The sequence below is a fragment of the Litorivivens sp. genome (assembly GCF_057445395.1).
The window spans coordinates 89,227-115,453 of the sequence record NZ_JBVBUV010000003.1; the positions used below are offsets into that span (position 1 = coordinate 89,227).

At 54.5% G+C, this 26,227-nt stretch carries 22 protein-coding genes; 2 read left to right on the forward strand and 20 right to left on the reverse strand.

Features of this window, described 5'->3' with window-relative positions; translation table 11 throughout:
- Positions 1–20: 20 nt before the first annotated feature.
- From AC222A_RS01945 to gloA2, 6 genes are all read right to left on the reverse strand, one after another.
- Positions 21–1,265: an aminotransferase class V-fold PLP-dependent enzyme gene (locus AC222A_RS01945; RefSeq protein WP_486774588.1), complete on the reverse strand. Its 1,245-nt coding sequence runs from the start codon at positions 1,263–1,265 to the stop codon at positions 21–23.
- Entirely contained in the window at positions 1,262–2,569 is a 1,308-nt protein-coding gene (gene sufD, locus AC222A_RS01950) for a Fe-S cluster assembly protein SufD (RefSeq protein ID WP_372748784.1), read from the reverse strand. Before sufD ends, AC222A_RS01945 begins: the two co-directional genes overlap by 4 nt.
- Positions 2,569–3,318 (reverse strand): Fe-S cluster assembly ATPase SufC, encoded by a 750-nt coding sequence (gene sufC / locus AC222A_RS01955; RefSeq protein ID WP_372748785.1) that lies wholly within the window; start codon positions 3,316–3,318, stop codon positions 2,569–2,571. Before sufC ends, sufD begins: the two co-directional genes overlap by 1 nt.
- A 77-nt stretch (positions 3,319–3,395) precedes the next feature.
- Positions 3,396–4,844 carry a Fe-S cluster assembly protein SufB gene (gene sufB, locus AC222A_RS01960; protein WP_372748786.1) on the reverse strand — a complete coding sequence of 483 codons (1,449 nt, stop codon included), beginning with the start codon at positions 4,842–4,844 and terminating at the stop codon, positions 3,396–3,398.
- Between the two features lie 336 nt (positions 4,845–5,180).
- Positions 5,181–5,567 (reverse strand): SpoIIAA family protein, encoded by a 387-nt coding sequence (locus AC222A_RS01965; protein ID WP_372748787.1) that lies wholly within the window; start codon positions 5,565–5,567, stop codon positions 5,181–5,183.
- 222 nt (positions 5,568–5,789) lie between these two features.
- Positions 5,790–6,176 (reverse strand): SMU1112c/YaeR family gloxylase I-like metalloprotein, encoded by a 387-nt coding sequence (gene gloA2, locus AC222A_RS01970; protein ID WP_372748790.1) that lies wholly within the window; start codon positions 6,174–6,176, stop codon positions 5,790–5,792.
- Between the two features lie 170 nt (positions 6,177–6,346).
- On the opposite strand from gloA2, the gene AC222A_RS01975 reads away from it, so the two are divergent.
- Positions 6,347–7,171, forward strand: coding sequence for a polyphosphate kinase 2 family protein (locus tag AC222A_RS01975; RefSeq protein ID WP_372748788.1), 825 nt, complete (start codon positions 6,347–6,349; stop codon positions 7,169–7,171).
- Complete coding sequence (locus AC222A_RS01980; protein ID WP_372748789.1) at positions 7,168–8,826, forward strand: Na/Pi symporter; 1,659 nt, start codon at positions 7,168–7,170, stop codon at positions 8,824–8,826. The genes AC222A_RS01975 and AC222A_RS01980 overlap by 4 nt, the downstream gene beginning before the upstream one ends.
- Positions 8,827–8,910: 84 nt before the next feature.
- On the opposite strand, the gene tilS is transcribed toward AC222A_RS01980, so the two are convergent.
- The 14 genes from tilS to uppS form a co-directional block, all read right to left on the reverse strand.
- Positions 8,911–10,173: a tRNA lysidine(34) synthetase TilS gene (gene tilS, locus AC222A_RS01985; protein WP_372748457.1), complete on the reverse strand. Its 1,263-nt coding sequence runs from the start codon at positions 10,171–10,173 to the stop codon at positions 8,911–8,913.
- A 20-nt stretch (positions 10,174–10,193) separates the two neighbouring features.
- Positions 10,194–11,144 (reverse strand): acetyl-CoA carboxylase carboxyltransferase subunit alpha, encoded by a 951-nt coding sequence (locus AC222A_RS01990; protein ID WP_372748456.1) that lies wholly within the window; start codon positions 11,142–11,144, stop codon positions 10,194–10,196.
- A gap of 91 nt (positions 11,145–11,235) precedes the next feature.
- Positions 11,236–14,706, reverse strand: coding sequence for a DNA polymerase III subunit alpha (gene dnaE / locus AC222A_RS01995; RefSeq protein ID WP_372748455.1), 3,471 nt, complete (start codon positions 14,704–14,706; stop codon positions 11,236–11,238).
- Positions 14,703–15,305, reverse strand: coding sequence for a ribonuclease HII (rnhB, locus tag AC222A_RS02000; protein WP_372748454.1), 603 nt, complete (start codon positions 15,303–15,305; stop codon positions 14,703–14,705). Before rnhB ends, dnaE begins: the two co-directional genes overlap by 4 nt.
- Positions 15,298–16,461: a lipid-A-disaccharide synthase gene (lpxB, locus tag AC222A_RS02005; protein ID WP_486774589.1), complete on the reverse strand. Its 1,164-nt coding sequence runs from the start codon at positions 16,459–16,461 to the stop codon at positions 15,298–15,300. The genes rnhB and lpxB overlap by 8 nt, the downstream gene beginning before the upstream one ends.
- Positions 16,462–16,526: 65 nt before the next feature.
- Positions 16,527–17,303, reverse strand: a complete 777-nt coding sequence (gene lpxA / locus AC222A_RS02010) for an acyl-ACP--UDP-N-acetylglucosamine O-acyltransferase (protein WP_372748459.1) — start codon at positions 17,301–17,303, stop codon at positions 16,527–16,529.
- On the reverse strand, positions 17,300–17,737 hold the full coding sequence (gene fabZ, locus AC222A_RS02015; RefSeq protein WP_372748458.1) for a 3-hydroxyacyl-ACP dehydratase FabZ: 438 nt from the start codon (positions 17,735–17,737) through the stop codon (positions 17,300–17,302). The genes lpxA and fabZ overlap by 4 nt, the downstream gene beginning before the upstream one ends.
- A gap of 9 nt (positions 17,738–17,746) precedes the next feature.
- Positions 17,747–18,787, reverse strand: a complete 1,041-nt coding sequence (lpxD, locus tag AC222A_RS02020; RefSeq protein ID WP_372759238.1) for a UDP-3-O-(3-hydroxymyristoyl)glucosamine N-acyltransferase — start codon at positions 18,785–18,787, stop codon at positions 17,747–17,749.
- A 3-nt stretch (positions 18,788–18,790) separates the two neighbouring features.
- Positions 18,791–19,303 carry an OmpH/Skp family outer membrane protein gene (locus tag AC222A_RS02025; RefSeq protein WP_372750293.1) on the reverse strand — a complete coding sequence of 171 codons (513 nt, stop codon included), beginning with the start codon at positions 19,301–19,303 and terminating at the stop codon, positions 18,791–18,793.
- A gap of 35 nt (positions 19,304–19,338) precedes the next feature.
- A complete protein-coding gene (gene bamA, locus AC222A_RS02030; RefSeq protein WP_372780760.1) occupies positions 19,339–21,921 on the reverse strand; it encodes an outer membrane protein assembly factor BamA in 2,583 nt (860 codons plus the stop codon).
- A gap of 81 nt (positions 21,922–22,002) precedes the next feature.
- The gene (gene rseP, locus AC222A_RS02035; protein WP_372747462.1) at positions 22,003–23,361 is read right to left on the reverse strand and encodes a sigma E protease regulator RseP; all 1,359 of its coding nucleotides are present in this window, start codon (positions 23,359–23,361) and stop codon (positions 22,003–22,005) included.
- 53 nt (positions 23,362–23,414) lie between these two features.
- Positions 23,415–24,602 carry a 1-deoxy-D-xylulose-5-phosphate reductoisomerase gene (ispC, locus tag AC222A_RS02040; protein WP_372758206.1) on the reverse strand — a complete coding sequence of 396 codons (1,188 nt, stop codon included), beginning with the start codon at positions 24,600–24,602 and terminating at the stop codon, positions 23,415–23,417.
- A 23-nt stretch (positions 24,603–24,625) separates the two neighbouring features.
- Positions 24,626–25,462 (reverse strand): phosphatidate cytidylyltransferase, encoded by an 837-nt coding sequence (locus AC222A_RS02045; RefSeq protein WP_372747460.1) that lies wholly within the window; start codon positions 25,460–25,462, stop codon positions 24,626–24,628.
- On the reverse strand, positions 25,455–26,225 hold the full coding sequence (gene uppS / locus AC222A_RS02050; protein ID WP_372747459.1) for a polyprenyl diphosphate synthase: 771 nt from the start codon (positions 26,223–26,225) through the stop codon (positions 25,455–25,457). The genes AC222A_RS02045 and uppS overlap by 8 nt, the downstream gene beginning before the upstream one ends.
- Between the last annotated feature and the right edge of the window lie 2 nt (positions 26,226–26,227).

The following is a 26,227-nucleotide window of genomic DNA, read 5'->3' on the forward strand; positions in this document are numbered from 1 at the left end:
CACTGTTGACTTAGAGCAACTCAAAGCAAAAAAGTTTTGGCTTTCGCCAATCCGGCAAACAGGGCATCGATGTCCTCAAAGGTGTTATATAGGGCAAAAGAGGCCCGCACTGTGCCCGGAATTCCAAACTGTTTCATAATGGGCTGGGCACAGTGATCGCCCGTGCGCACCGCAATGCCCTGCTGATCGAGCAACATACCGACATCTGCCGGGTGCACGCCCTCAAGCAAAAATGAGAAGGCGCCAGCAATCGTCTTGGCACAACCGATGCGCTTGAGCCCATCAAACTGACCAGCCTTATCATGAGCATATTGCATCAGAGCTGCCTCATGGGCGGCCAATGCCGTGCGATCCAACGCCTGCAGATAATCCACCGCCGCCGCGAGGGCCACGGCACCACCAATATTGGGTGTGCCCGCCTCGAACTTAAAAGGCAGTTCGTTAAAGGTCGTACCTTCAAAACTCACGGTTTTGATCATTTCGCCACCGCCGTGATAGGGCGGCATCTGTTCCAGCAATGACTCTTTGCCGTACAACACCCCAATCCCTGTGGGGGCATACATTTTGTGGCCGGAAAAAGCATAAAAATCACAGTCCAGCGCCTGCACATCCACGTCAAAGTGCGGCACACCCTGGGCGCCATCGATCAGGACTTTTGCACCAGCCTTGTGGGCCAGCTCAGTAATTTCCTTGACAGGATTAACCGTGCCCAGCGCATTCGATACATGTCCTACCGCAACCAGCTTGACCCGCTCATCGAGCAATACTTTGTATGCTTCCAGCTCAAGCTCGCCATTTTCGGATACGGGAATGGGCACAACCTCGGCGCCGCATGCCTGCGCGGCGAGTTGCCAGGGCACTATATTGGAATGATGCTCCATCGCCGACACCAGAACCCGGTCGCCTTTTTTTAACACCGAACGGGCGTAACTGCTGGCGACCAGATTAATGCTTTCGGTGGTACCACGAGTCCATAACACCTCCTTCGTGCTGGAGGCGTTAATAAACTGCAGCACTTTTTTGCGGGCATCTTCAAAGGCAAGCGTCGCGCGATCACTCAACGTGTGAGCACCGCGATGCACATTGGAGTTATCGTGCGAATAGTAATGAGACAGCGCATCAATCACCGACTGCGGTTTCTGCGTGGTCGCCGCATTGTCGAGATAAATCAGGGGCTGACCATTGACCTCCTGCTGCAATGCTGGAAAGTCACTGCGCAGGGCACTGGCATCAAACCCCTTGATGGATGCCGCTGCCGCACTCATGCCGCAGCCCTCGCCCGGTCAAATTTTTTCTCGAACAGTTCAGACACTAGCGGTGTCAGATAATTGCGCACCGGAATATGGGCCAGCTGTTCCAACAACTCATTGATAAAACCAAAGCTGAGCATAATTTCTGCCCGTTCACGATCCACACCCCGGCTTTGCAGGTAATACAGCGCCTTTTCCTCCAGCTGGGCTATGGTCGCTCCGTGGCTACATTTTACGTCATCGGCGTAAATTTCCAGCTCCGGCTTGGTATCCACTTCCGCGCTATGACTCGTCAGCAGATTTTTATTGCTGAGATCGGCAACGGTTTTCTGGGCGTCCTGATGAATATGGATACGACCATTGAATACCGCCTTGCCGTGATCGCCGATAATGCCGCGAAACACTTCATGCGTGGTGCAGTTGGGTACGGCATGTTCAATACAGGTATGAAAATCCACCGTGTGTTTGTGGTTCGGCAGGTAAATGCCATTCAAACCACAATGCGCGCCTTCGCCTTTGTGATTAACCACAACATCGGTGCGCTGCAGGTTGGCGCCCAGGCTCATCATAAAACTGTTGAGCGTGGCATCGCGCTCCAGGTTCACATGCACTCCACCGATATGAAGGGTATTCTCCTCCTCCAGATGCAGATGGTAGTGCGTCAGGCGTGCGTTAGCATCGAGCTGCACTTCGGTTACCGCATTGGTAAAGCAGTTTTGTGCTTCATCAGTGCTACTGAAATGCTCAACCACTGTCGCTTCAGCTGACGTTTCCACATGTAACAGCAAGCGCTGATTCACCGCAAAGTTCTCGGTCTCAGGCGTCGTAATATGGTGTATGTAAATGGGTGTTTTAACCTGGGCATTTTTCGCCACATGCAGGTAAACGCCCTCTTGCAGCCAGCTGTCGTTCAGGGCCGCAAACAGGTGCTTTTCACTGTCGGCTATGCTACCGAGCTTCGCCAGAATTACCTTTTGTTGCGTGGCATTGGCTTGAGAAAAACGCACGATCTCCACGCTTTCCGGCAACTTATTGCACGACAGGTTCTCGGCAAAAACACCGTTTACGAAAACCAGCGCACAGGCATCCAGACCTTCAATGGCGTCTACCTGCTCGGAGAGTTCAGCGCCTTTTGCCTGCGACCAGCGCAAATAGCTACCGTCAGCCAACGCTTGCAAGCTAGTGTATTTCCAGCTTTCGGTTTTGCGAGTTGGAAACGGGGTGACTTTCCAGCGATCGCGGCCACGCTTGTTAAAGTCGGCCAGCCAGTCGAGTCCCGCTGGCGTTAAATCTGCCGCTTGTTGGGTAAACGCTGTCATTACGCGACCTCTTTCGTGATCCAGCCGTAGCCTTTTTCTTCCAGCTCCAGCGCCAGCGAGCGATCGCCGGATTTGATGATCCTGCCGCCGGAGAGTACGTGCACGTAGTCTGGTTGAATATAATCAAGTAGACGCTGATAGTGCGTCACCAGAACAATGGCGCGATCTTCACTGCGCATGGCATTAACACCTTCAGCAACCACTTGCAGCGCATCAATATCAAGGCCAGAGTCAGTCTCATCCATGATGCACAGCTTGGGTTCGAGCAGCATCATTTGCATCAGCTCGTTGCGCTTTTTCTCACCGCCGGAAAACCCTTCATTTACACCGCGCTTAAGAAACTGGTCATCCAGATTTACCGCTTTGCACTTTTCCCGCGCCAGTTTCATAAACTGTACGGAATCAATCGCTTCCAGACCTCGGTGTTCGCGCACTGCGTCGACGGCAGTTTTCAAGAACTCCATATTGCTCACGCCGGGGATTTCAACCGGGTACTGGAATGCCAGAAACAGGCCTTCGCGAGAGCGCTCCTCGATATCCATCTCGAGCAGATTCTTGCCATCAAATTCGACGCTGCCAGCAGTTGCTTCGTAGTTTTCCCGACCGGCCAATACGTGACCAAGGGTGCTCTTACCGGAACCGTTCGGCCCCATAATGGCGTGCACTTCACCGGCCTTCACATTCAGGCTGAGGCCTTTCAGTATTTCTTTGTCACCGACATTGGCGCGTAAATCTTTGATAGACAACATGGACTGATTTTCTCCAAAAACTTTTACAGGCTCTGATTTCGCTAACGGTGTGTTAAGCAACCGAACCCTTAAGACTGTTAACCTACAGAACCTTCCAAGCTCACTTCCAGCAGTTTGCCGGCTTCTACCGCAAACTCCATGGGAAGCTCCTTGAACACCTCTTTACAAAATCCGTTCACGATCAGCGATACCGCTTTCTCCGCATCCAACCCGCGCTGTTGGCACAGGTAAAGCTGATCTTCACTCACCTTGGACGTGGTCGCCTCGTGTTCCACCACCGCGCTCGGATTACGACTTTCGATATACGGGAAGGTATGGGCACCACAGCGATCACCGATCAACAGGGAATCGCACTGAGTGTAATTGCGAGCGCCTTCAGCGCGCTGGCTCATCCGCACCAGGCCGCGGTAGGCATTCTGACTCTGACCTGCGGAAATACCTTTGGAAATGATGGTTGAGCGGGTGTTCTTGCCCATGTGGATCATCTTGGTACCGGTATCGGCCTGCTGGAAATTATTGGTCAGCGCGACCGAATAAAATTCACCCACGCTGTTGTCACCGCGCAGTACCACACTGGGGTATTTCCAGGTAACCGCAGATCCGGTTTCTACCTGAGTCCAGGAAATCTTGGCGCTGTCGTGACACACACCGCGCTTGGTCACAAAGTTGTAGATACCGCCCTTGCCTTCCTTGTCGCCGGGATACCAGTTCTGCACAGTGGAATACTTGATCTGCGCATTATCCAGTGCCACCAGCTCAACCACAGCGGCGTGCAACTGGTTTTCATCGCGCATGGGGGCTGTACAGCCTTCGAGGTAGCTCACATGGCTGCCTTCTTCGGCGATAATCAGGGTGCGCTCGAACTGACCGGTTTTGGCTTCGTTGATTCGAAAGTAGGTGGACAACTCCATCGGGCAACGCACGCCCTTGGGTATGTAAACGAAGGATCCGTCGCTGAATACCGCGCTGTTCAGCGCCGCATAGAAATTGTCTTTTCGCGGTACCACGGACCCCAGATATTTCTTCACCAGCTCCGGATAGTCATGCACCGCCTCTGAAATCGAGCAGAAAATGACGCCCGCCTCTTTGAGTTTGCCACGGAAAGTGGTCGCCACAGACACAGAATCGAACACCGCATCCACGGCAACACCGGCCAGCATTTCCTGCTCATGTAGCGGAATGCCCAGCTTCTCGTAGGTACGCAACAGCTCTGGATCAACTTCTTCCAGGCTCTTGGGCTTGTCCGCCATGCTTTTCGGTGCAGAGAAATAAGACAAGGCCTGAAAATCGACCTTGGGGTAACGCACGTGCGCCCACTCCGGTTCGGTCATTTCCAGCCAGCCGCGATAAGCTTCAAGACGCCACTCCAGCATCCATTCGGGCTCACCCTTTTTGCCGGAAATAAAGCGGATGACGTCCTCATCCAACCCGGGAGGCAAGGTATCTGACTCGACCGAGGTATAAAAACCTGCCTCGTAGTCGTTTTTCAGCAGGGTATCGATTTGGGCCTGTTCGCCTTGTGACATAGTCTTGGACTCAATAATTCTATAGAAATCAATTAACTACAGCTCACCTACAAGACCGCCCCCGACAGCTATACGCATATCAGGGCCCGCCGTGAAAGCGCCCTATATTGTGACAAAACCTAGTAAATTACTCAACTATTATAGAGGCCTGATTTGTGGCCTGAAGTCACATACCGGCTCACGCCATATTTCAAGCATCAGCGCTGACGGAAGCAGCGCCAATAGAGGAGGGAAATCAGCGAATACTAACTTACGGGAAGCATCTATCACAGCGACCGGGAGCCAGCCCGGCGCCATGAAGATCAAAAGACAGGAAGGCGGTACGTCTGCCGTTATTCAGGCAGCCTGTTCAGCATCTCCGTGCTCGAGCCAGTGAATAGCCAGCTCCCGCTCATCCAACGTAAAGCCTTTTATTTCAACCCAGGACAGAAGGTGCCCCTCCCAATCACTCACCTTGCGCACCCAGGTTTTATCGCAGAGTACCGCGATACGCTCAAAGTGTTTATAGGCTTTGAAAAATGCACCGATGTGGGTTAACTCAAAACCGATAGCGCCCAACGACGGCCAGTGAAAGTCACTGACATTGAATACCATGTGCCCGTGCTCCATGTTTGCAGCGACCTGATGCAGCTCTTGAAGAAAGTTTTGCATCTCCTCTTTTGTGATAGAGCCCTGCATTTCAATATCAACGCGATTTTGATCAGTAGGTGTGATGGTAAGCATGGTCTTATCCTCGTGCTGTCACCTGTTACGGCCCCGGCGGGCACTACGATACGCAGAGTATAGTTAAGAGGTGAATCACGAGAAGTAACTTTAGGGGGTATATGAAGCAATATTCTAAAAGCCGTGAAAGCCCTTATTACAATGACTAAAAAGTCGCCGCTAGCACTCAGCGTAGCGCCAATGTGTTTTAGTCAAACGCAGGGGCTACGCTTCAAAACGGCGCTACACTGACTCGTAAATTTCTAGCGGCTGCCCATCTGGATCCTGGAAGAAAGTGAAGCGCTGCCCGGTGTATTCATCGACACGGATGGCTTCGGTTTCGACCCCATGCCTATTGAGATGTGCGGCGGCCTGTACTACATCATCTACCGCAAACGCGAGGTGCCGCAGGCCCTGCGCCTCAGGATAACTAGGACGTGCCGGGCTACCCGGGAAAGAAAACAGCTCAATCTGACTGTTATCAGGCAAACACAAATCAAGCTTGTAAGAGTCCCGATCCGGCCGGTAGTTTTCGGCAAGCACCCTCAAACCCAGTATTTCAGTATAGAACCGTTTTGATACCACATAGTCTGAGCAGATGATCGCCACATGATGGATACGTTTGAACATGGTCAACACTTTCGTCGATAGTTGCACTGCCATTTCATCGCAGACACAGGTGAAAAGCAAAAAGGGCTATTAACACCGCCGCCTGCCTCTCCCGGAATTTCATCATCTAACCACATCACACGGCTCAGCCCTGTTCTATACTGACTTCATGTCCTTGATTGGATAACAGAATGTTAAAGCTAGGCCATTCTTCTTGGGCACTGCAGAGCGGCTCAGACCGGTCGTTGGAGAAATACGCCAGTGGCTTTCCGGACGATTTTTCGCCGCTGAAACTGCCCGACGTGCAGGGCGCACTTGTCGCCGCACAGCGCCGCTTTTGGGCATCGCGAAAAGCGGCATTGCTCATTATCTTTCAGGGTCTGGACACCAGCGGCAAAGACGGCTGCATTCGTGCGGTGTGCGCAGGAATGGACCCTATGGGCTTTCAGGCGGTTGGATTTGGCGTACCCAGCAGCCTTGAGCGCGCGCACGATTTTCTCTGGCGGGTACAACCCCACCTACCCTCTGTGGGCAAAGTCACGTTGATGAATCGCAGTTACTATGAGGCCGTGTTGGCGGAACGCTGTCTTACAGACGACAAGCCAGAGCCTGACAGCCATTGGATGGCACGGTACCAATCCATCCGACAGTTCGAAAAGCATCTGGCACTCAATGGCACTGCGACGTTGAAATTCTGGCTGCATATCGGACGCAAAAAGCAGCGCGAGCGCCTGAAACAGCGACTAACTGACCCGGAGCGACACTGGAAATTCGACCCCTCTGACATTCACAGCTGGCATGAACGTGCCCGGCACTTGGGTTATGCTGACGAAGCCCTGCGTCAGACACACACTGACGACGCGCCCTGGCATATTGTGCCGGCCGACGATAAAGGCCTGTGCCGTCGCGTGGTCTGCCTGCGCGTGCTGGAAGCTTTACAAAAGCTCGCCGGACCTTACCCGTCTGGCGATCAGGCAATACGACAGCAGTACCTGAACGAACTGGAGAACAAATGAGTTTCTCGATTGACTGGAGCTTGCTGGTATCTGGTCTCGGCCTGTTCATGCTGGGTATGTTTTTTCTCGAGTTGTCACTGAAATCCCTGTTGAACCGGGCCGTGGTCAAGTCCTTACGCGGTGCCACCGCCAGCCTGTGGCTGGCCGTGCCGCTGGGCGTAATTCTCACCGCACTGCTGCAAAGCAGCTCCCTGCTTGGGCTACTGGTACTGGCCTTCGTGGGAGCTGGTGTCATGCCCATGCGCAACGCACTGGGGGTAATTCTTGGCGCAAACCTGGGCACCACCATGACCGGCTGGATCGTGACCTGGCTGGGATTCAAACTCGAACTGGACGCCTTCGCGCTACCGCTGATGGGTATCGGTGCGCTACTGAAGGTATGGCTCGACGGTCGCCTGCGCTGGGAAAGCCTGGGGCATCTACTGCTGGGGCTGGGCCTATTGCTATTTGGTCTGGACGCCATGAAAACCGGTGTTGAAGATCTGGCCAAAAACACGGACCTCAGCTTTCTGGTGGGTTGGTCTATTATCTGGTTTCTTGGCCTGGGCCTGCTACTGGCGGCCGTCATTCAGTCGTCATCGGCGGTGGTCATGCTCGTGCTGTCAGGCCTGCATGCCGGGCTGTTTGATTTCACTGCGGCAGCAGCCATGGTGATCGGCGCTGATCTGGGTACGACCAGTACCCTACTGCTGGCGGGTGCTTCAGGCGCCTCCGTAAAACGGCAGGTGTCGATGTTCCACCTGATCTACAACACCCTCACAGCGCTATTCGCCTATTTTGTCATGCTACCGCTGGCGCCCTACGTTTTTGATCGCGTCGACCTGAATGACAACCTGCTGCAACTGGTGGTATTTCACAGCAGCTTCAATTTCATCGGCATCTTTCTGGTACTGCCCATCATTCGCCGGCTGGCAGACTGGCTGGAGCAGAATGTCGGCCAGCATCACGGCGTGACGGAGATTATCCACAAGGTCCCGGTGTCAATCCCCGAAGCCGCCGCCGTCGCGCTCCATCAAGAAACCCTGCTACTGCTGGCGCGCACTTTTCAGCTGCTCGGACAGGCGTATCACAGTCAAATGCAATTTTACGCCAGCCACGGCAATCCTTTAACACCCCTTCCTCCCGGCATGGGTGTTTATCTGGATCACTATGAATCATTGAAAGAGCTGGAAGGTGAGATCGCGGCCTACGCCAACCAGATAGACGGCCTGGCGCCGGAGCAACGAAACCATCTCGAATCACTCCTGGCGAGCGTACGCAAGGCCGTGTATGCGGCCAAGTCCATCAAGGACGTGCAGGACGATATGGAACCACTGTGGAGCGACAGCGCTGACAGTGCGACAACGCTTCGAGAAGCCCTGAAACGACGAATGGAACATTTGCTGACGATGGGGCAGGCAACACTTAACGGCGAATTGAGTCACGGCTCTCTGGCGCAGGAAGACGCCATACATCGCAAGGAGATGCAAAGGCTGAGCGATGATGCATACCGCTCTGATGGCGTCGATGGGGTGGGCTTTTCCAGTTTGATGAATATTATCCGGGAAACCGATGAATGCGGCCGGGAGTTGCTGCGCGTGTTCACCAACCTCCCCCCGCCCGACGGCTTGGAGCTCGCGGCACAGCCACCTGTACTGCAGTCCGTCGGCGGCTAGCCTGCATCTCAATGCGCGTGGCGCAGCTGGCGTAGACAACTCTATACGGTTGCCCGTCGCGGGCTTTGCGGCATATACCGTAATTTAGCCTGCAGGCTCCCAGACAAAACGCCACTCTGCCAGCCGTTCGGCGTAATCTGCGCAAACCCAAAGGTCGGCAACGGCGGCTAGCTCCCCATCCAGATATATCAGCGGCAGCCGATCACGCCGCCAAGGCGGCACATCACTTTCCTGGAGCAACTTTTTCAGTCGTTGGGAATGCGCCCTACCTGCAGGCTGACAGCGTTCACCGCCACGACGAAAATGCACCGTAAACCGCTCTGGCTGACTGCCACCGACTGCACTAAGTTTGCCTACGCCGGGAATATCCAACACCGAACCACCGTCCCATGCCAACTCAAGGCTCGGATCAAATGGTGTAAGGCTGGTGATATACAATACTTCCTTAAAACGGCGCACTTGAAACTCGCCCAGCTCGAATACGGGTTCTGCGTCTGCGGAAGACCAAAGCATGGATTTCTGTAGTGCCTGCAGTTGTGCCAGCGAAGGGGTGAGCCCGGTCTGCGACAACCACTGGCGCAGCGCAGCATTGCGACTGCCCTCATCCAGACTGCGCAGCGACTCAAGATCAAGTGCGGACCAGGTGCTTGTGCGAGTGTGAAAGGTCAAGTTGCTGATGGAATCTTCGGGCAGCGCACTTTCCGCAAGGCTGGCTAGCCTGGCCAGCGTAGCGCGGTAGGCCGGCCAGCGGGCCTCCACCTGTGGCAGCACGTTGTGGCGCAAGTAGTTTCTATCGAAGCCGGTGTCGTGGTTACTGGGGTCTTCTATCCAGCTGAGCTGGTGCTCTCTGGCATAGTCTTCAAGTTCGGCGCGAGACAGCCCGAGCAACGGCCGAACAAGTATGGCATCGCCCAGCTCGCGGGCGGTGGGAATACCTTTCAAGCCTTCAAGACCGGTGCCGCGAAACAATCGTAAAAGCAGCGTTTCCGCCTGATCATCCAAATGGTGGGCCTGCAACAGCACATCACCTGCATTCAGGGCATCACCAAAGGCTGCGTAGCGTGCGCGACGCGCTGCGTCCTCAACGCTGGCACAGTCATCAACAGACACATTCGCGGTGTGAAAAGACACACCCAGCGATTCGGCAAACTGCTTACAGTGTCTCTGCCAATCATCAGCCTGCGCCTGCAGCCCATGGTGGATGTGCAGGGCATGCAGGGAGGGATGCTCTTTTAACCGGGTAAGTGCGTGCAACAGCACCGTGGAATCCAGCCCGCCACTGAAGGCAACCACCCAGCGTGGGCGGTCGAGATATGGCTTCAGTGTGTCTAGAAGTACGGATTCCATAGCGAACCCGGCAAAGCGCCTTAGCTATTACCGTATGACATCAGGCGCTCGTAGCGTCGCGCCAGCAAATCGTCCATCGGCTGAGATTGCAATTCCTGCAGCTGTTCCAACAGGTGTTTCTTCAATCGCTCGGCCATCAGGTCGATATCCCGATGGGCACCGCCCAATGGCTCGGGAATGGTGGCATCAACAATGCCCAATTCTTCCAACACAGTGGAGGTAACCCCCATGGCTTCCGCTGCATCCGGCGCTTTCTCGCTGGTTTTCCAGATGATGTTGGCGCAGCCTTCTGGCGAGATGACAAAGTAGGTGGAATACTGAAGCATGGCCAAGTGATCACCAACGCCAATGCCAATGGCTCCACCAGAACTGCCCTCACCCACCACAACACAGATAACTTGGGTTTTCAGGCGCGACATAACCGCCAGGTTCTGGGCGATGGCCTCACTGATGCCCCGCTCTTCGCTGTCGATACCAGGATAGGCTCCGGGTGTATCAATCAACGTAATCACCGGCAATTTAAAACGCTCAGCCAGTTCCATCAGACGCAGGGCCTTGCGATAACCTTCGGGTTTAGGCATACCAAAGTTGCGCTTGACCTTCTCCTGCACGCCGCGGCCCTTCTCTTGACCAATCACCATCACCGGCTTGCCACCAAGGCGGGCAATACCCCCAACGATGGCCTTATCATCGCCAAACCGACGGTCGCCATGCAGCTCATCGAAATCATCAAAGATACGATTGATGTAGTCCAGCGAGTAGGGACGCATGGGGTGGCGCGCCACTTTGACGATATCCCATGAGGTCAACGAGCCGAAAATCTTTTCGGTGAGCTTGGTGCTCTTTTCCCGCAGTTTGTTGATTTCCTCAGTAATGTTGAGATCGTTGTCGTTGCCCACCAACTGCAATTCCTGAATCTTGGTTTCCAGTTCGGCGATGGGCTGTTCAAAGTCTAGATAGTTCGGATTCATTACTGGGCTTTCTCTGCTGAGTCTCTACTGAGTTAACACTGAACACTTTTTTTTGCTTAAAAAACAATGCGTAAGAGCACAGCATTATACGTTAATCGTAATCGATGACCACGTTATTAATGCCGCAGTCGTCACGTAAACGATGAATCAGTTCGTCACTTGGACGCACCTGCCACTCTTCCCCCAAGCGAATATCTGCGCTGCATTCTTCGCGCTGGTAGGCGATGACCACCGGGCAGGAGCCACCTTTAGCGTGATGCAGGTGGGACTTAATCCGCTGGATAAATTGCCCCATTTGCTCGGCATTCAATTGCAAGCGCAGGCGACGTGCCCGAGCTTCGCGTGCCTCGGCCAGCGTCAGCAGGCTGTCGACCGACATTTTCAGACCACCGGTGAAGTCATCCGGTGACACCTTGCCTTCCACCACCAGGATCTGATCCTTACCGAGTTTCTCCTTGCATTGCTGGAAGGCCTCGGAGTAAAGGGCCGCATCGATCCGGGCACTGCGGTCGTCGAGGGTAACCACTGCCATGTCGCCACGGCGGGTCTTTATCACCCGCATACCCACGACCAGCCCAGCCACCTTGCAGTTCTGATTGTCCGGCTTCAGATCGACAATGCGCTTGGGAACAAATTGACGAATCTCTGCTTCGTAATCATCTATCGGGTGACCGGTAACATACAGGCCCAGAGTATCCTTCTCGCCCTGCAGGCGCTCGCGGGTATTCCAGCGGCGCACATTGCGAAAATCTTCGTACACGTCGCGCTCGTCAGCAGCTAGCGTTTCACCAAACATATCGAGCATACCGGCTTCTTCGTTTTTGGCGGTCTGCTCGGCACCTTTCACCGCTTCCGGAAGGCTCGCCATCAGCACGGCGCGGTCTTCACCCAGAGAGTCGAAGGCTCCTGCGCGAATCAACGCCTCCAGTGCGCGCTTGTTAACCTTGCGCGGGTCAGTTCGGGTACAAAAATCAAACAGGTTTTTGAAAGTACCGCCGGCTTTACGCGCGGCAATCAAATTTTCCACCGGCCCTTCACCCAGCCCTTTAATTGCGCCCAGGCCGTAGATGATTTCTCCGGCATCGTTAACCGTAAACTTGTACTCACCCTGATTCACATCGGGCAACTTCAGCGGCAACTTCATCGCCCGACATTCTTCGATAAAGGTTACGATCTTGTCGGTATTGTCCAATTCCGAACTCATGACCGCAGCCATGAATTCAGCGGGGTAATGCGCCTTGAGCCAAGCGGTCTGATACGACACCAGAGCGTAGGCGGCCGAGTGAGATTTGTTAAAACCGTAGCCGGCGAATTTTTCCATCAAATCAAAGATATTGGAGGCCAGGTCCTTATCGAAACCCTTCTCCACTGCACCGGCGAGAAACAACTCCCGCTGTTTCGCCATCTCTTCCGGTTTTTTCTTACCCATCGCTCGACGCAACAGATCAGCGCCACCAAGGGAGTAGCCGCCCATTTCCTGGGCAATCTGCATCACCTGTTCCTGATACAGAATAATGCCGTAGGTTGGCTCCAGTATCGGTTTCAGGCATTCATGCTGATACTGGGGATGGGGATAAGACGGTTCTTCCCGCCCGTGTTTTCGGTTGATAAAGTCGTCAACCATACCGGACTGCAACGGCCCCGGCCGGAACAGAGCCACCAGTGCCACGATATCTTCAAAGCGGTCGGGTAGCAGGCGTTTGATCAGGTCTTTCATGCCGCGCGATTCGAGCTGGAAAACCGCTGTGGTCTCGGCGCGCTTCAACAGCGTAAAGCTGTCGGCATCGTCCAGCGGGATCGCCATGATATCCAGCGCTTCCTCGCCCGCTTTCTCGCGCTTGCCGTTGATGATTTCCAGCGCCCAATCGATGATGGTCAGGGTGCGCAAGCCAAGAAAGTCGAACTTGACCAGCCCCGCCTCTTCCACATCGTTCTTGTCGTACTGGGTGACTAGGCCGCTGCCGGTTTCATCGCAATACAACGGCGAGAAGTCCGTCAGGCGCGAGGGCGCTATCACCACCCCCCCGGCGTGCTTACCTACCCCGCGGGTAATACCCTCGAGCTTGAGGGCCATATCCCAGATTTCCTGACCGGCTTCGTCTTCAGCCAGATACTGGCGCAGCGCCTCCTCCTGTTCGTAGGCTTTTTCCAGGGTCATGCCCACTTCAAAGGGAATCAATTTGGACAGTTTATCGCCCACCATATAAGGCTTACCCTGAACCCGCGCGACATCGCGCACCACCGCCTTGGCGGCCATGGTGCCGAAAGTAATGATCTGGCTCACCGCCTCGCGGCCATAGTGATCGGCCACGTAGGAGATCACCCGGTCGCGACCCTCCATACAGAAGTCAACGTCAAAGTCGGGCATGGACACCCGCTCTGGATTGAGGAAGCGCTCAAACAGCAAATCGTATTCGATAGGATCAAGGTCTGTGATCTTCAGCGCATAGGCGACTAGAGAGCCGGCACCCGACCCCCGTCCGGGACCTACCGGAATACCGTGATCCTTGGCCCATTGGATAAAGTCCATCACGATCAGGAAGTAACCGGGAAACCCCATCTGCAGAATAATATTGAGTTCAAAATCGAGCCGGTCGCGATATTCCTTCTGCTTTTCCGGAAAATCCGGGGCGCTGGTGTCAAACAAAAACTCCAGCCGTTCATCCAACCCCTTGTGCGAAAGCTGACGGAAAAACTCATCCTGCGTCATGCCCTCAGGAATCGGGTACTCAGGCAAGTAGTAGGTGCCCAGCTCGATTTCTACATTGCAGCGTTTCGCAATTTCAACTGTGTTTTCCAGAGCTTCTGGAATGTCGGAAAACAGCTCAGCCATTTCTTCGGGCGAACGCAGGTATTGGTCCTGACTGTAGCGACGCGCACGACGCGGGTCATCCAGGGTTCTGCCGTCAGCGATACACACGCGGGTCTCATGCGCTTCGTACTCTTCGGCTTTGAGAAACTGCACATCGTTGGTCGCGACTACTGGGCAGTCCAGTTCCGCTGCGAGCTCTACTGCCGCGTGCAGGTAGTCTTCTTCATATTCCCGGTGAGTGCGCTGCAGTTCCAGGTAATAACTACCCGGGAAGTCCTGCTGCCAACCTCGCAAGCAATCAGCCGCAAGCTCACGCTTGCCCGACAGGAGGTATTGACCCACATCCCCTTCGCGGCCACCGGACAGCACAATCAGACCTTCGCCCAGCTCTCTCAACCACTGCCGCTGTATATAGGGTTTACCCTGCTGTTGGCCTTCCTGATAGGCGCGGGAGATCAACACGCGTAGATTGGCATATCCCGTATTGTTGCGAGCCAACAGCACAATCTGGCTGAAATGCTCCGGGTCATGCTCATCGCGCAGGTAAAAGTCACTGCCGTAGATTGGTTTGATACCCGCGTTGTAGCAGGCCTTGTGAAATTTGATCAGCGCATAGAAGTTACAGCGATCAGTTAGCGCTACCGCAGGCATACCCTGCTCGCCGACAGCTTTGATCAGCGGCTTGATCCGCACGATGCCGTCCGACAGGGAATATTCGGAATGCACTCGAAGATGGACAAAACCGGTCATGAAAGCTCCTCGACAATTTTGCGTACCGGCGCGTAAGAGCGACGGTGAAACGGCGTCACCCCATGTTCACGCAGAGCATCCAGATGCACTTTGGTAGGATACCCCTTATGGCTGGCGAAACCATAATGAGGGTATTGCTCAGCCAAAGCATCCATTTCAGCGTCGCGGGTTACTTTCGCCAGTATCGACGCTGCACCAATACAGGCATGCAGGCTATCGCCCTTTACGACCGCCTGTGCCGGGTAGCTCCACTTGGGCAGGCGATTGCCGTCCACTAACACATACTGCGGCTGCACCGGCAGCGCCTCGACTGCGCGCTTCATCGCCAGCAGGCTCGCCTGTAAAATATTGAGGCTGTCGATTTCGTCGATCGACGCCCGGGCTATGCTAAAGCTCAAGGCCTTTTCCCGAATTTCGTCAAACAACGCCAGCCGCTTTTTCTCGGTCAGCTTTTTGGAGTCATTCAAACCCACAATGGGATTATTCGGATCAAGGATAACTGCGGCAGTGACGACATCACCGGCCAATGGCCCACGCCCAACCTCATCCACACCCGCGGTCAGCGGCGGAAACTCGAAACTATCAAACAGATCAGCCATGTTCTGCCTCCATCAGTTGCCAAATCGCCTCGGCGGCACTGTCACTGGCATTCAGGGCAATCTCTCGATGCAGTTGGGTAAAGCGAACCTTCAGTGCATCAACAGCATCGCTTCCATCTAGCCGCTCCAGTAGTAGCGGCCCCAGCACCTCAGGCCGTACATCATTCTGAATGATTTCCGGCACCAGACTCTCTGTCGCCAGCAGGTTCGGCAGGGAGATATAAGGGGTTTTTACCAAGCGTGAAAGAATGGCATAACTAAAGCCACCCATCTTATAGGCCACGACCATTGGCCGTTTAAGCAACATAGCTTCCAGCGTAGTCGTTCCAGACGCCATAAGCACGGCATCAGCGGCCGCCATCGCCTCGCGCGATTGACCATCAAGTAATTGCACGGTTGTCGCCCGGTCGATCAGCAGCGTTTCAATTTGCCGGCGCCGCTCAGCACTGGCCGCCGGCACCAAAACCTTCAGCTCAGGGCGTTGCTGCATAAGCCAGTCCACTGTATCGAGAAAGGCAGGGGCAAGCTGCCCAACTTCTCCAGCGCGACTGCCAGGCAGCACAGCCAATACACGATCGGTGTCGCCCAGTCCCAGAATTTTTCGCGATGTGTCTCGCTGATCGTCGAGAGGAAATTCATCCGCTAACGGATGCCCGACAAAACGCACAGGCACACTGTGCGCTTCATAAAACGCGGCTTCAAAGGGTAGTAGCGTCAGCATCAAATCGACCGCGCGCGCGATCGTCTTGATTCTACCCTGACGCCAGGCCCAGACCGACGGACTGACGTAGTGAACCGTTTTGATGCCAACGCTTTTCAGGTCAGCTTCAATATTGAGCGTAAAATCAGGTGAATCGATCCCGATAAATACATCGGGCCGAGTTTCGCGGAAGTGCTGCTTCAGATGTTTACGCATGCCCAGCAGTTCAGGCAAGCGTTTGAGAGGCTCGGTGAAACCCATGACCGATAAGCGATCCATGGGATACAGCGAGTTAAAACCGGCAGCGATCATGCGCGGCCCACCAACCCCATCAATATGAAGTTCGATACCAATCTGAGCGGCGCGCAGCTGCAGGGCCTTAATTAATCCTGCGCCAAGAATATCGCCGGAGGCCTCCCCGACGACAATACCAATGTGTAGTCTTCGTTTCGCCATGGGCTCCGGCAACATTATTGTTGTGGTAAACAGACTCGACTGCTAAGCAAAGTCGCGACGTAACGCTAGCGGACAATGCCCCGCGATGATTGTCGAATCGAATCGGATAGCAGCGTAATCTCAGGGGTTTTCTCGGCCAGCTCGTCGAGCCTGGCTAGCGCCTCTTCGGTCGTCAGCCCCTGGCGGTATATAACTTTGTAGGCACGGCGAATATCGCTGATGGCGTCACTTGAAAAGCCTCTTCGCTTGAGGCCTTCTACATTTACGCCTTTGGCTTCTGCCGGGTTACCGGTAACGGTTACATAGGCCGGCACGTCTTTACCCACCGCAGCACCCATGCCAAGAAAACTGTGGGCGCCCAGCTTGCAGTACTGATGAACCAGCGCATAGCCGCCCAGGATTGCCCAATCACCCAGCACCACGTGGCCCGCAAGCGCAGCATTATTCACCATGATGCAATGATCACCCAACACTGAATCATGTCCCACATGGGCATAGGCCATCAGCAGGTTGTGATTGCCAATGACCGTTTCAGCGCGATCCTGCACGGTTCCGCGATGAATAGTCACCCCCTCACGAATGACATTGTTGTCACCAATAGTCAGAGTGGTGCGCTCGCCTTGATATTTGAGATCAGGGGTATCTTCACCAACGGACGAAAATTGATAGATACGGTTATTTCGGCCCATTTTGGTGGGCCCCTTAAGTACTACGTGGGAGGCGATCACACAGTCATCACCGATTTCCACGTCTGGCCCAATGATTGTCCATGGGCCAATCTCGACGTTCTCACCAATTTTTGCTGAGGGATCAATAATGGCGCGTGGGTCTATCATAATCAGCGAGCCCGGTCTGCGCAGAGGATAGTGGCCGAACAGGCGAGTTTACCTTCCACATAGGCCTGGCACTCAAACTTCCAGATGCCACGTTTGTCAGAAACGTACTGCACTTTCATTTCCAGCTGATCACCGGGAACCACCTGCCGTTTAAAACGCACGTTATCAACGCCGGCAAACATGTAGATCGACCCGTCCGACGGCTTTTTGTCCATGGTTTTGAAACCCAGAATACCGGCCGCCTGGGCCATGGCTTCAATAATCAATACCCCGGGGAAGATGGGAATCTCGGGAAAATGACCGGTAAAAATCGGCTCATTGATAGTGATATTTTTGATCGCTGTGATGCTTTTCCCTAGCTCAAGCTCGGTTACGCGATCCACTAACAAAAAGGGATAGCGGTGCGGGAGGTACTCCCGGATTTCGTTAACATCCATCAACATGAAACTTTAGTTCCCAGAGTTTTTGTTTAAAAGCTTTTCTATTTCGCCCAAACGCTTAGAGAGGCTATCAAGCTGCGAAAAACGCACCGCACTTTTGCGCCAATCGCTAGTTGGCATCATCGGCGTCCCAGACGAGAAAGATGCGCCTGGCTCAGTAATCGATTTAGTCACCAAGGTACAAGCGGTAACATGCACCCGATCTGCAATCGTTAAATGGCCTACAATGCCGGCACCGCCACCCACGGTGCACTGCTTGCCAATAACTGTACTACCGGCCACAGCAGATCTTCCCGCAAAAGCCGACCCATCACCAATCACCACATTGTGCGCTATAAGTACCTGGCTATCGAAAATTACGTCGTTACCAATAATCGTATCATCCAACGCACCGCGATCGATGGTGGTGCCGGCGCCAATTTCTACCCGGTCACCTATTTGCACACCGCCAAGCTGATAAATTTTATTCCACGCACCGCCGCTTGGCGCAAAGCCAAAGCCATCGGCGCCAATAACAACGCCGGAGTGTACGCGCACATCATTGCCAATCTTGACCCGGTGATAAACCGTAACGCCGGGAAACAGCACACAGCCTTCGCCTATCTGCACGTTGTCCGACAGCGCCACCCCGGGATGTAACGCAGAACCGGCACCGATACGGCAGTGTTCACCCACAACAACATTGGCGCCAATGCTTACCCCTTTGCCTAATTGTGCTGTAGCAGCGACCACAGCCGAAGGGTGTATACCCTGCGGCGAAGGCGTGTCGTCAAACAGTGCTGTGGCTCGGGCAAACGAGAGATAGGGATTATCAGACAACAGTTTTGGAAGGTCGGTACCAGCAGCCAGATCGCGGTGCAAAATCACCGCGCCAGCTTTCGTGTCGGCGAGCTGCTTTTGGTATTTGGGGTTGGCGAGGAAAGTTAACTGATGTGAATCCGCACTCGCCAAAGTACCAAGGCCATTAATCCTGAGGGAAGGGTCCCCGACACACTCGAGCTGCAGACTTTCTGCTATTTCACCCAGGGTATAGGTCGAGGACTGGCTCATGATTTACTTGGCCTGATTGATTTTATCGGTCACTTTGGCCGTAATATTGTAGGCGTTGGTCACGTGCAGCGTTGCCTTAGCATCGATGATCATACCGATATCATCATCCTTGATCATTTTGTTGACCACTTCCTGCAACTTGGGCCCTAAATCCTGAACCACTTCTTGCACAAGTTTTTGCTCGGCGGCCTTCAATTTGCGATAAACGTGCTCGATGTCAGAACGCTTTTCGCTGATTTTCTGGGTTTGCGCCTGCAACTGCTCCTGACTCATCACCGCGCTGTCTTTCTTCAGCTTGGCGACCAGCTCGTTGTGCTCTTCCTGCAGTTTTTCAACTTCTTTGAGGTTGGCCTTGAATTCCTTTTGCTCGCGCATGGCTTTCAGGCGTTCCTGCGCTTTGTCACTATTAAGTATTGCCGCCTGCACGTCCAGCACGACAATTTTTTCCGCAGCCATTGAAGCGCTGGCTGCAATCGCCAGCAACAGCGAAAAGGCGACAGTTTTCAGTTTCAACACAATACTTCTCCCAATGTTATTTCGTTACGTTCAAGTTAGAAGGTACGTCCCAGTGAGAACTGGAACACTTCGGTCTCATCAATAGCTTCGTCGTTAAGCGCGCGCGCCAGACTGAAGGTCAACGGTCCCATGCCGGTGATCCAGGTCAGGCCGAAACCCGCGGAATAGCGCAGCTTGGACAGGTCGACACCTGAGCAATTGAGCTGACTGCTGCGACAATTGGAGCTGAACACATTGCCTGCGTCAAAGAAAAAGCCCGAGCGCACCGAGCGCTGATCTTTGACGAAAGGCAGCGGCACCAGCAGTTCGATGCTGGTTTCAATCAATACATTGCCACCGAAGGGGTCTGTATCGTTTTCGAAGGATGTAGACACAAGTTGCCCGGTCGACGGGTCAACCACGTACGCTGCGCCAGACAAACCCGTTGCCTGATTGTTAGCATCGTAACCGGTCGCGGCCTGCGAGATGCGGTAAATCTGGGCCGGTGTACTGTGCGGCCCCAGCGTATTGCTCTTGTAGCCACGAATAGACCCAAACCCACCGGCGTAAAAATTCTCGAAAAACGGCAGCTCATCAAGATCACCGTAGCCGTCGCCATAGCCTAGCTCAGTTTTAAAGCGCAGCACAAAGTCGTTGACCAGGGGAACCAGCAACTGGCCGTTATACATCAACTTGTAATATTCGGTGTCAGAACCCGGCAACGCGACTTCCAGTGACAGGGTCTGAGAGGTGCCGCGAGTCGCCAACAAACCGCGGTTGAGGGTAGATCGCCGCCAGTTGGTTGAAATGGTGTAATTGTCGAACTCGTCACCGTAGAGATCGAGGAATCCTGGCTCGCTGCTTGGCGTTGCACTGGGCGACAGCGCGGAAATTGGCAACAGGGCTTCTTTGCCATCGTTATCAGCATCGTTGTATTTGCCGGTCGCAGAATCGAACTCAGACACAAAGTACTGATTTACAAAATCAAAGAAGCGCGGGCTCGACTTGATCTCCTGAACCGCACCAATACCAGCTTCAATTTCGGTATTGGCAAAGCCAAGACTGAAGCCCAGGCGCTGTATTTCAGACAGCGGATAGCTGAAGTTCAGCGCCGCACCGGCGGTATTCGTGGTGTAGCTGGCGATATTGACCTCATCGAGATCTGCCTTGCGGTAATACACGCTGAAACCACGACTGACACCATCTTCGGTGTAGTAAGGCTCCATATAGTTAAAGCTGACATTGGTCAGGAAGTTTGACCGGGACAGGCCGATACCCACCTGCTTACCGGTACCAAAAAAGTTGTTCTGCTGGATATTGGCACCGAGGATCAGGCCGCTGTCCTGAGAGAAACCCACACTGGCAGCCAGTGAGCCCGAGCTCTGCTCTTCAACCACGTATTCAAGGTCGATCATATCGTCGGTACCCGGCACCTCCCGGGTTTCGACCTTCGCTTCCTTGAAGAAACCGAGGCGCTCCAGACGAATACGTGACAATTCAATATTGGATTGCGACGCCGGCGCCGATTCCATTTGCCGCATTTCCCGACGCAGCACTTCATCAGAGGTGCGGTGGTTGCCGGAGAAATCGATACGTCGCACGTAGGTTCGCTTGCCCGGATCAATGAAGAACTTCAGATCGACCAGCTTTTCGTCGTCGTTGATTTCGGGAATAGCCGACACCCGGGCAAAGTTATAACCGTCGTTACCCAAGCGCTTGGTAAGCAATTCTTCGGTATTGGTGACCTTCACCTGGGAGAAAGTTTCTTCTGGTTTAGGAAGCAAATAGGGGGTCAGCTGGTCTTCCGGCAGTACCACATCGCCAGACAGTTCAACCTTGCCCACATTGTAGACATCACCTTCAGAAATATTGGCGGTAATGTATACCGATTCTTTATCAGGACTGATGGCCACTTGGGTAGAATCGATATTGAATTTGATATAGCCGCGATCCAAATACCAGGAACTGAGCTTCTCCAGATCACCCTTGAGCTTTTCCCTGGCGTATTTGTCACTGCTGGTAATCCAGCTGAACATGCCTGAAGGCTTGAGCTCAAACTCGTCCAGCAGCTCATCGTCTGAGAAGGCATGATTACCGACAATATTGATATGCTTGATGGCAGCGGTGCTGCCTTCATTAACGTGAATGCTCACCGCTACCCGGTTGCGAGGCTGGGCAATAACATCGGTTTCAATGCTCGCATCATAACGCCCCTGCGACACATACTGACGGGTGAGCTCCATGCGCATCCCTTCCAGGGTAGATCGCTTGAATACCTGCCCCTCGGAAAGCCCTGCGTTTTTCAAACCATCAAGCAGCGCCTCGGACTTAATCGCCTTGTTACCGTCAATGGTGATCTCACTGATCGAAGGCCGTTCAGCCACGATAATAACCAGCACGTCGCCGTCGCGGCCGATCTTTATATCGTCGAAGTTACCGGTACGGAACAGAGAACGCGCCGCCTGGGCGAGCATATCCTCGGATACCCGGTCGCCCACATTGAGCGGTAGCGCCGCAAACACCGTATCGGCAGAGATACGCTGCAGGCCCTCCACACGAATGTCAGAAACCACAATACGCTCAGCCGCAAACGCGCCCAGCGACACAGACACTAATAAGCCGACAAGAAATCGCTTCACAATCTTTGAGAACACCAACAGTCCTTGGCCACCGCGCACCTTGCGGCAGCTATTTACTCATTATTCTGAAAGCCGGTCAGCTTACAGGCGCAATACATCGTTATAGAGGGCGAACACCATCAGGCAAACCACCAGGACAATGCCCACCTGGTTGGCAACCATCTGCACTTTCTCCGTGACCGGACGACCAGAAACCAGTTCGACCAGGCCATATACAATATGACCACCGTCGAGCACCGGTACCGGTAGCAGGTTCAGAATGGCCAGACTGATGCTGAGCAAAGCCAGCAAATTCAGCCAGGCCGACAGGCCGTACTCGGCCGAAGCGCCGGCCACTTTAGCAATGGTTATGGGCCCGCTCAAGTTTTTTGGTGAGAGCAGCCCGGTGATCATCTTATAGATGGATTCCACCGTGAACACGCTCATGTGCACCGTTTTGTGTGAGGCAGCAATAAATGCCTCTACTGGCCCGTAATGGTACTCGCGGAACCAACTGTCCGGGATCGGTGGCGGCGGCACTACAGCCATCCCGACAAAGCCAATCAATTCGCCCTTTTGCTCTCGTCCGGCGGGTGTAATCGTCGTGTTTTGACGAGTGCCTTCGCGCTCGTACCCCAGTTCAATCGCTTTACCGGGACGGCTTTTTACATAGTCGACCCAAGCCATCCAATCTTCGATTGGCTGGCCGTCCGCAGCAACCAGACGATCACCGGCCTGCATTCCGGCGCGCTCGGCGGCACTGTCTGCTACTACTTCCTGAATAACGGGCTCAACTTTCGGGCGGTACAGTTCAATACCCAGCCCGGCCACAGGGTTCGGTTCCGCCACGCCCTTGAGCCAACCATCCAGAACAATCGTGGATTCGTAGATCAAATCCGACTCTGGGTATTTGGCCGCTATCGACAGCTCGCCGGTTTCACCCACCCGCTCGAGCAGGCGGATATTGAGCTGCTCCCAGGTCGGGGTTTCCTTACCATCGACCGCGACAATTTCTTGCCCAGCCGCCAGTCCGGCCTGCTGCGCCAAAGACCCCTGCTCAACCTCACCAACAATAGGGGCAACACCCCGGGTTCCACCCATAAATACCAGCCAGTAGACCAGCACGGCCAATACCAGGTTAGCAACAGGGCCAGCCGCAGCAATTGCAATGCGCTTAGCCGGTGACTGCCTATTGAATGCCAGATGTACTTCTTCCGGTGCTACCTCACCCTCACGCTCGTCGAGCATTTTGACGTAGCCGCCCAAAGGGATACCCGCCAGTGAAAACTCGGTATTGTGGCGATCACGCCAAGTTAGCAGCGGTTTGCCAAAACCAATGGAAAAACGTAAAACCTTCACCCCACAGCGCCGGGCCACCCAAAAATGCCCAAACTCATGCACCGCCACCAGAATTCCCAGGGTAACGACAAAAGCGAGTATGGTTTGCAAGGCATCAAGCATCGTTGTTCTCTATCAAGTTCGAATCAGCACGATCATTTCTTCTATTAACGCCATTAGCAAGGCAGAAGGGCCTGCAATTCTGCCTCAGCAGCGGCACGCCCCTGTTGATCAGCGAGTTTGACATCGTCCAGGCTGATCGGTTCAACCACCGCCACGATGGACATCACTCGTTCTATGATCTCCGGTATCGCGGTGAACGCCAGCTTGCCATCCAAAAATGCCGCCACAGCAACTTCGTTAGCCGCGTTAAGCACAGCCGCAGCGGTGCCACCGCGCGTAACCGCCTCGCGCGCCAGGCGTAGGCAGGGAAACTTGTCTTCATCCGGTGCCTGAAAATCCAAACGCCCCTGGGTAATCAGATCCAGACTACCCACTCCCGATGGAATACGCTCGGGCCAGGCCAGCGCGTGGGCAATCGGCGTGCGCATATCAGGGTTACCCAATTGTGCCAGTACCGAACCGTCGACGTATTCAACCATGGAGTGAATGATACTCTGCGGGTGAATCACCACATCAATGCTTTCGGGGGGAGTATCGAATAACCAGCAGGCTTCAATCAGTTCCAACCCTTTGTTCATCATGGTGGCCGAATCGACCGATATCTTGCGTCCCATGGACCAGTTTGGATGGGCGCAGGCCTGATCCGGCGTTACGCCTGCCAGCGCCTCGGTGGGCACCTCCCGGAACGGGCCACCAGAACCCGTCAGCAGAATACGCCTAACCCCCTGTGCGGGCAGATCACGGCGACTGCCATCGTCCAGACACTGGAAGATCGCGTTGTGTTCACTGTCGATTGGCAACAAAACTGCGTTCGCTTTCTCAACAGCCTCCATAAACAGGCGGCCGGCCATCACCAGGGCCTCTTTATTGGCGAGCAGAACTTTTTTGCCGGCATTCACCGCCGCTAGCGTTGGCTCGAGCCCTGCGGCGCCGACAATGGCAGCCATGACCACGTCCACTTCACTGGCTGAAGCCACATCGCACAGGCTTCTCTCACCGGCCAAAACCCGGGTTTCTTCAAAACCTGCATGCTTTACCTTGTCGGCCAGTTCTCTAGCGGCAGCGGCGTCGCGGAGCACCGCAAAGCGCGGCCGAACCGCTTCAATCTGAGCGAACATTTCCGCCACGCCAGTATTGGCGGTCAGAGCATAGATCTGAAAGCGCCCGGGCTCTCGCGCCAGCACGTCCAGTGTGCTGAGCCCGATTGAGCCTGTGGATCCGAGTATCGTTACATTTTCCATTTACTGCGCCCGCACTATGCCGCTTACCAGCCGATCAACATCATACCCAGCGTAAACACTGGAATCGCCGCTGTCAGACTGTCGAGCCTGTCGAGCAGGCCGCCGTGTCCCGGCAGCAAATTGCCGCTATCCTTGATTCCCCGGTGACGCTTGAACATGCTTTCCAGCAAATCGCCCAATACCGAGGCCAAGGAAGCGATACCAGACAAAACCATGAACGGAACGAGTGCGACCGGCAGCCCACCAGGCCACAGCATGGCTGCCGCCAGCGCCAGCGCCTGACTGGCCGCCAAGCCTCCCCAGAAACCCGCCCAGGATTTATTGGGGCTGACATTAACAGCCAGCTTGGATTTACCCCAGGCACGCCCGGCGAAATAGGCTCCGACATCGGCGGCAATCACCACCAGCAGCACATAGATAATCAGCAAAACACCCTGACCCTGCAGACGCAGATAACACAGTGCCAGCCAAGTAGGCAGCAATACAACAAAGCCCAGCAGCGCTCTCACCGCGAGGTTACCCCACAACCTGGCACTACCGGGATAGCCCATCACCCACAGCAAGGCAATCGCCCACCACACACCGGCTATATGCAATACATCGCGAATCACTTCGCTGTCGGGAACAACGCTGGAAAGGTTGGATTCGAGAAACAGTACGCCCATCCCCGCCGCCATCGCCAGCGTGTAAAGCGCCCGCAACACCAGCGACCCAATACCCGAGAGGTCCGACCATTCCCAGGCCGCACCCAGCACAATCGCTGCGAACAGCACCATCAGCGCTATCGGCTCCAAAACGGCGAGCAACAGCACCAGCGGAACCACGATCGCAATCGCGGTGATAATTCGTTGTTTAAGCAAGATTTTGACCTTTGGTGTTATTGTTGTCGTTCGGGGACGCGTCCAAGCGGCCTCCGAATCGACGTTCACGGTCAGCATAACTCTGTAATGCCAGTGCCACCTGATCGCGGTCAAAGTCGGGCCACAGCGCATCACAAAAGTAATACTCGGCATAGGCCAACTGCCACAGCAGGAAATTGCTGAGGCGATGCTCACCCGCAGTACGGATACACAGATCCGGGTCAGGCAGGTGCGCCAGGCTAAGTTGCTCGGCCAGCCGCTCTTCGGTGATCTCATCAGGTGCCAGCTCACCAGCCTTGACCTTTTCAGCCAGGTTACGCGCAGCCTGGGTAATATCCCACTGCCCACCGTAATCGAGCGCAATATTCAGGCTTGTTTCCCGGTTAAATCGGGTCGACTGCTCGGCATAGTCCATTTTTGTTAATAAGGACTTTGACAACCGATCGCGTCGACCAATAAACCGCAGCCTGACGCCGTCCTCTTTGAGCTTGCGAATTTCACTGTCGAGGTAGTTGGAAAACAACTTCATCAGCGCATTCACTTCGGCCGTGGGGCGCCGCCAGTTTTCACTGCTAAAGGCAAACAGCGAGACCGTGCGAACCCCGGCGTCCTGAAACGCAGCCAATACCTCGCGAATGGCCTCTACGCCGGCACGGTGGCCAGCGTAATCTTTAAGTCCGCGACGTTTGGCCCAACGGTTGTTGCCATCCATAATGATGGCGACGTGACGGGGTACCGGCTGCGAAACGGTTTCAGTACTCATCA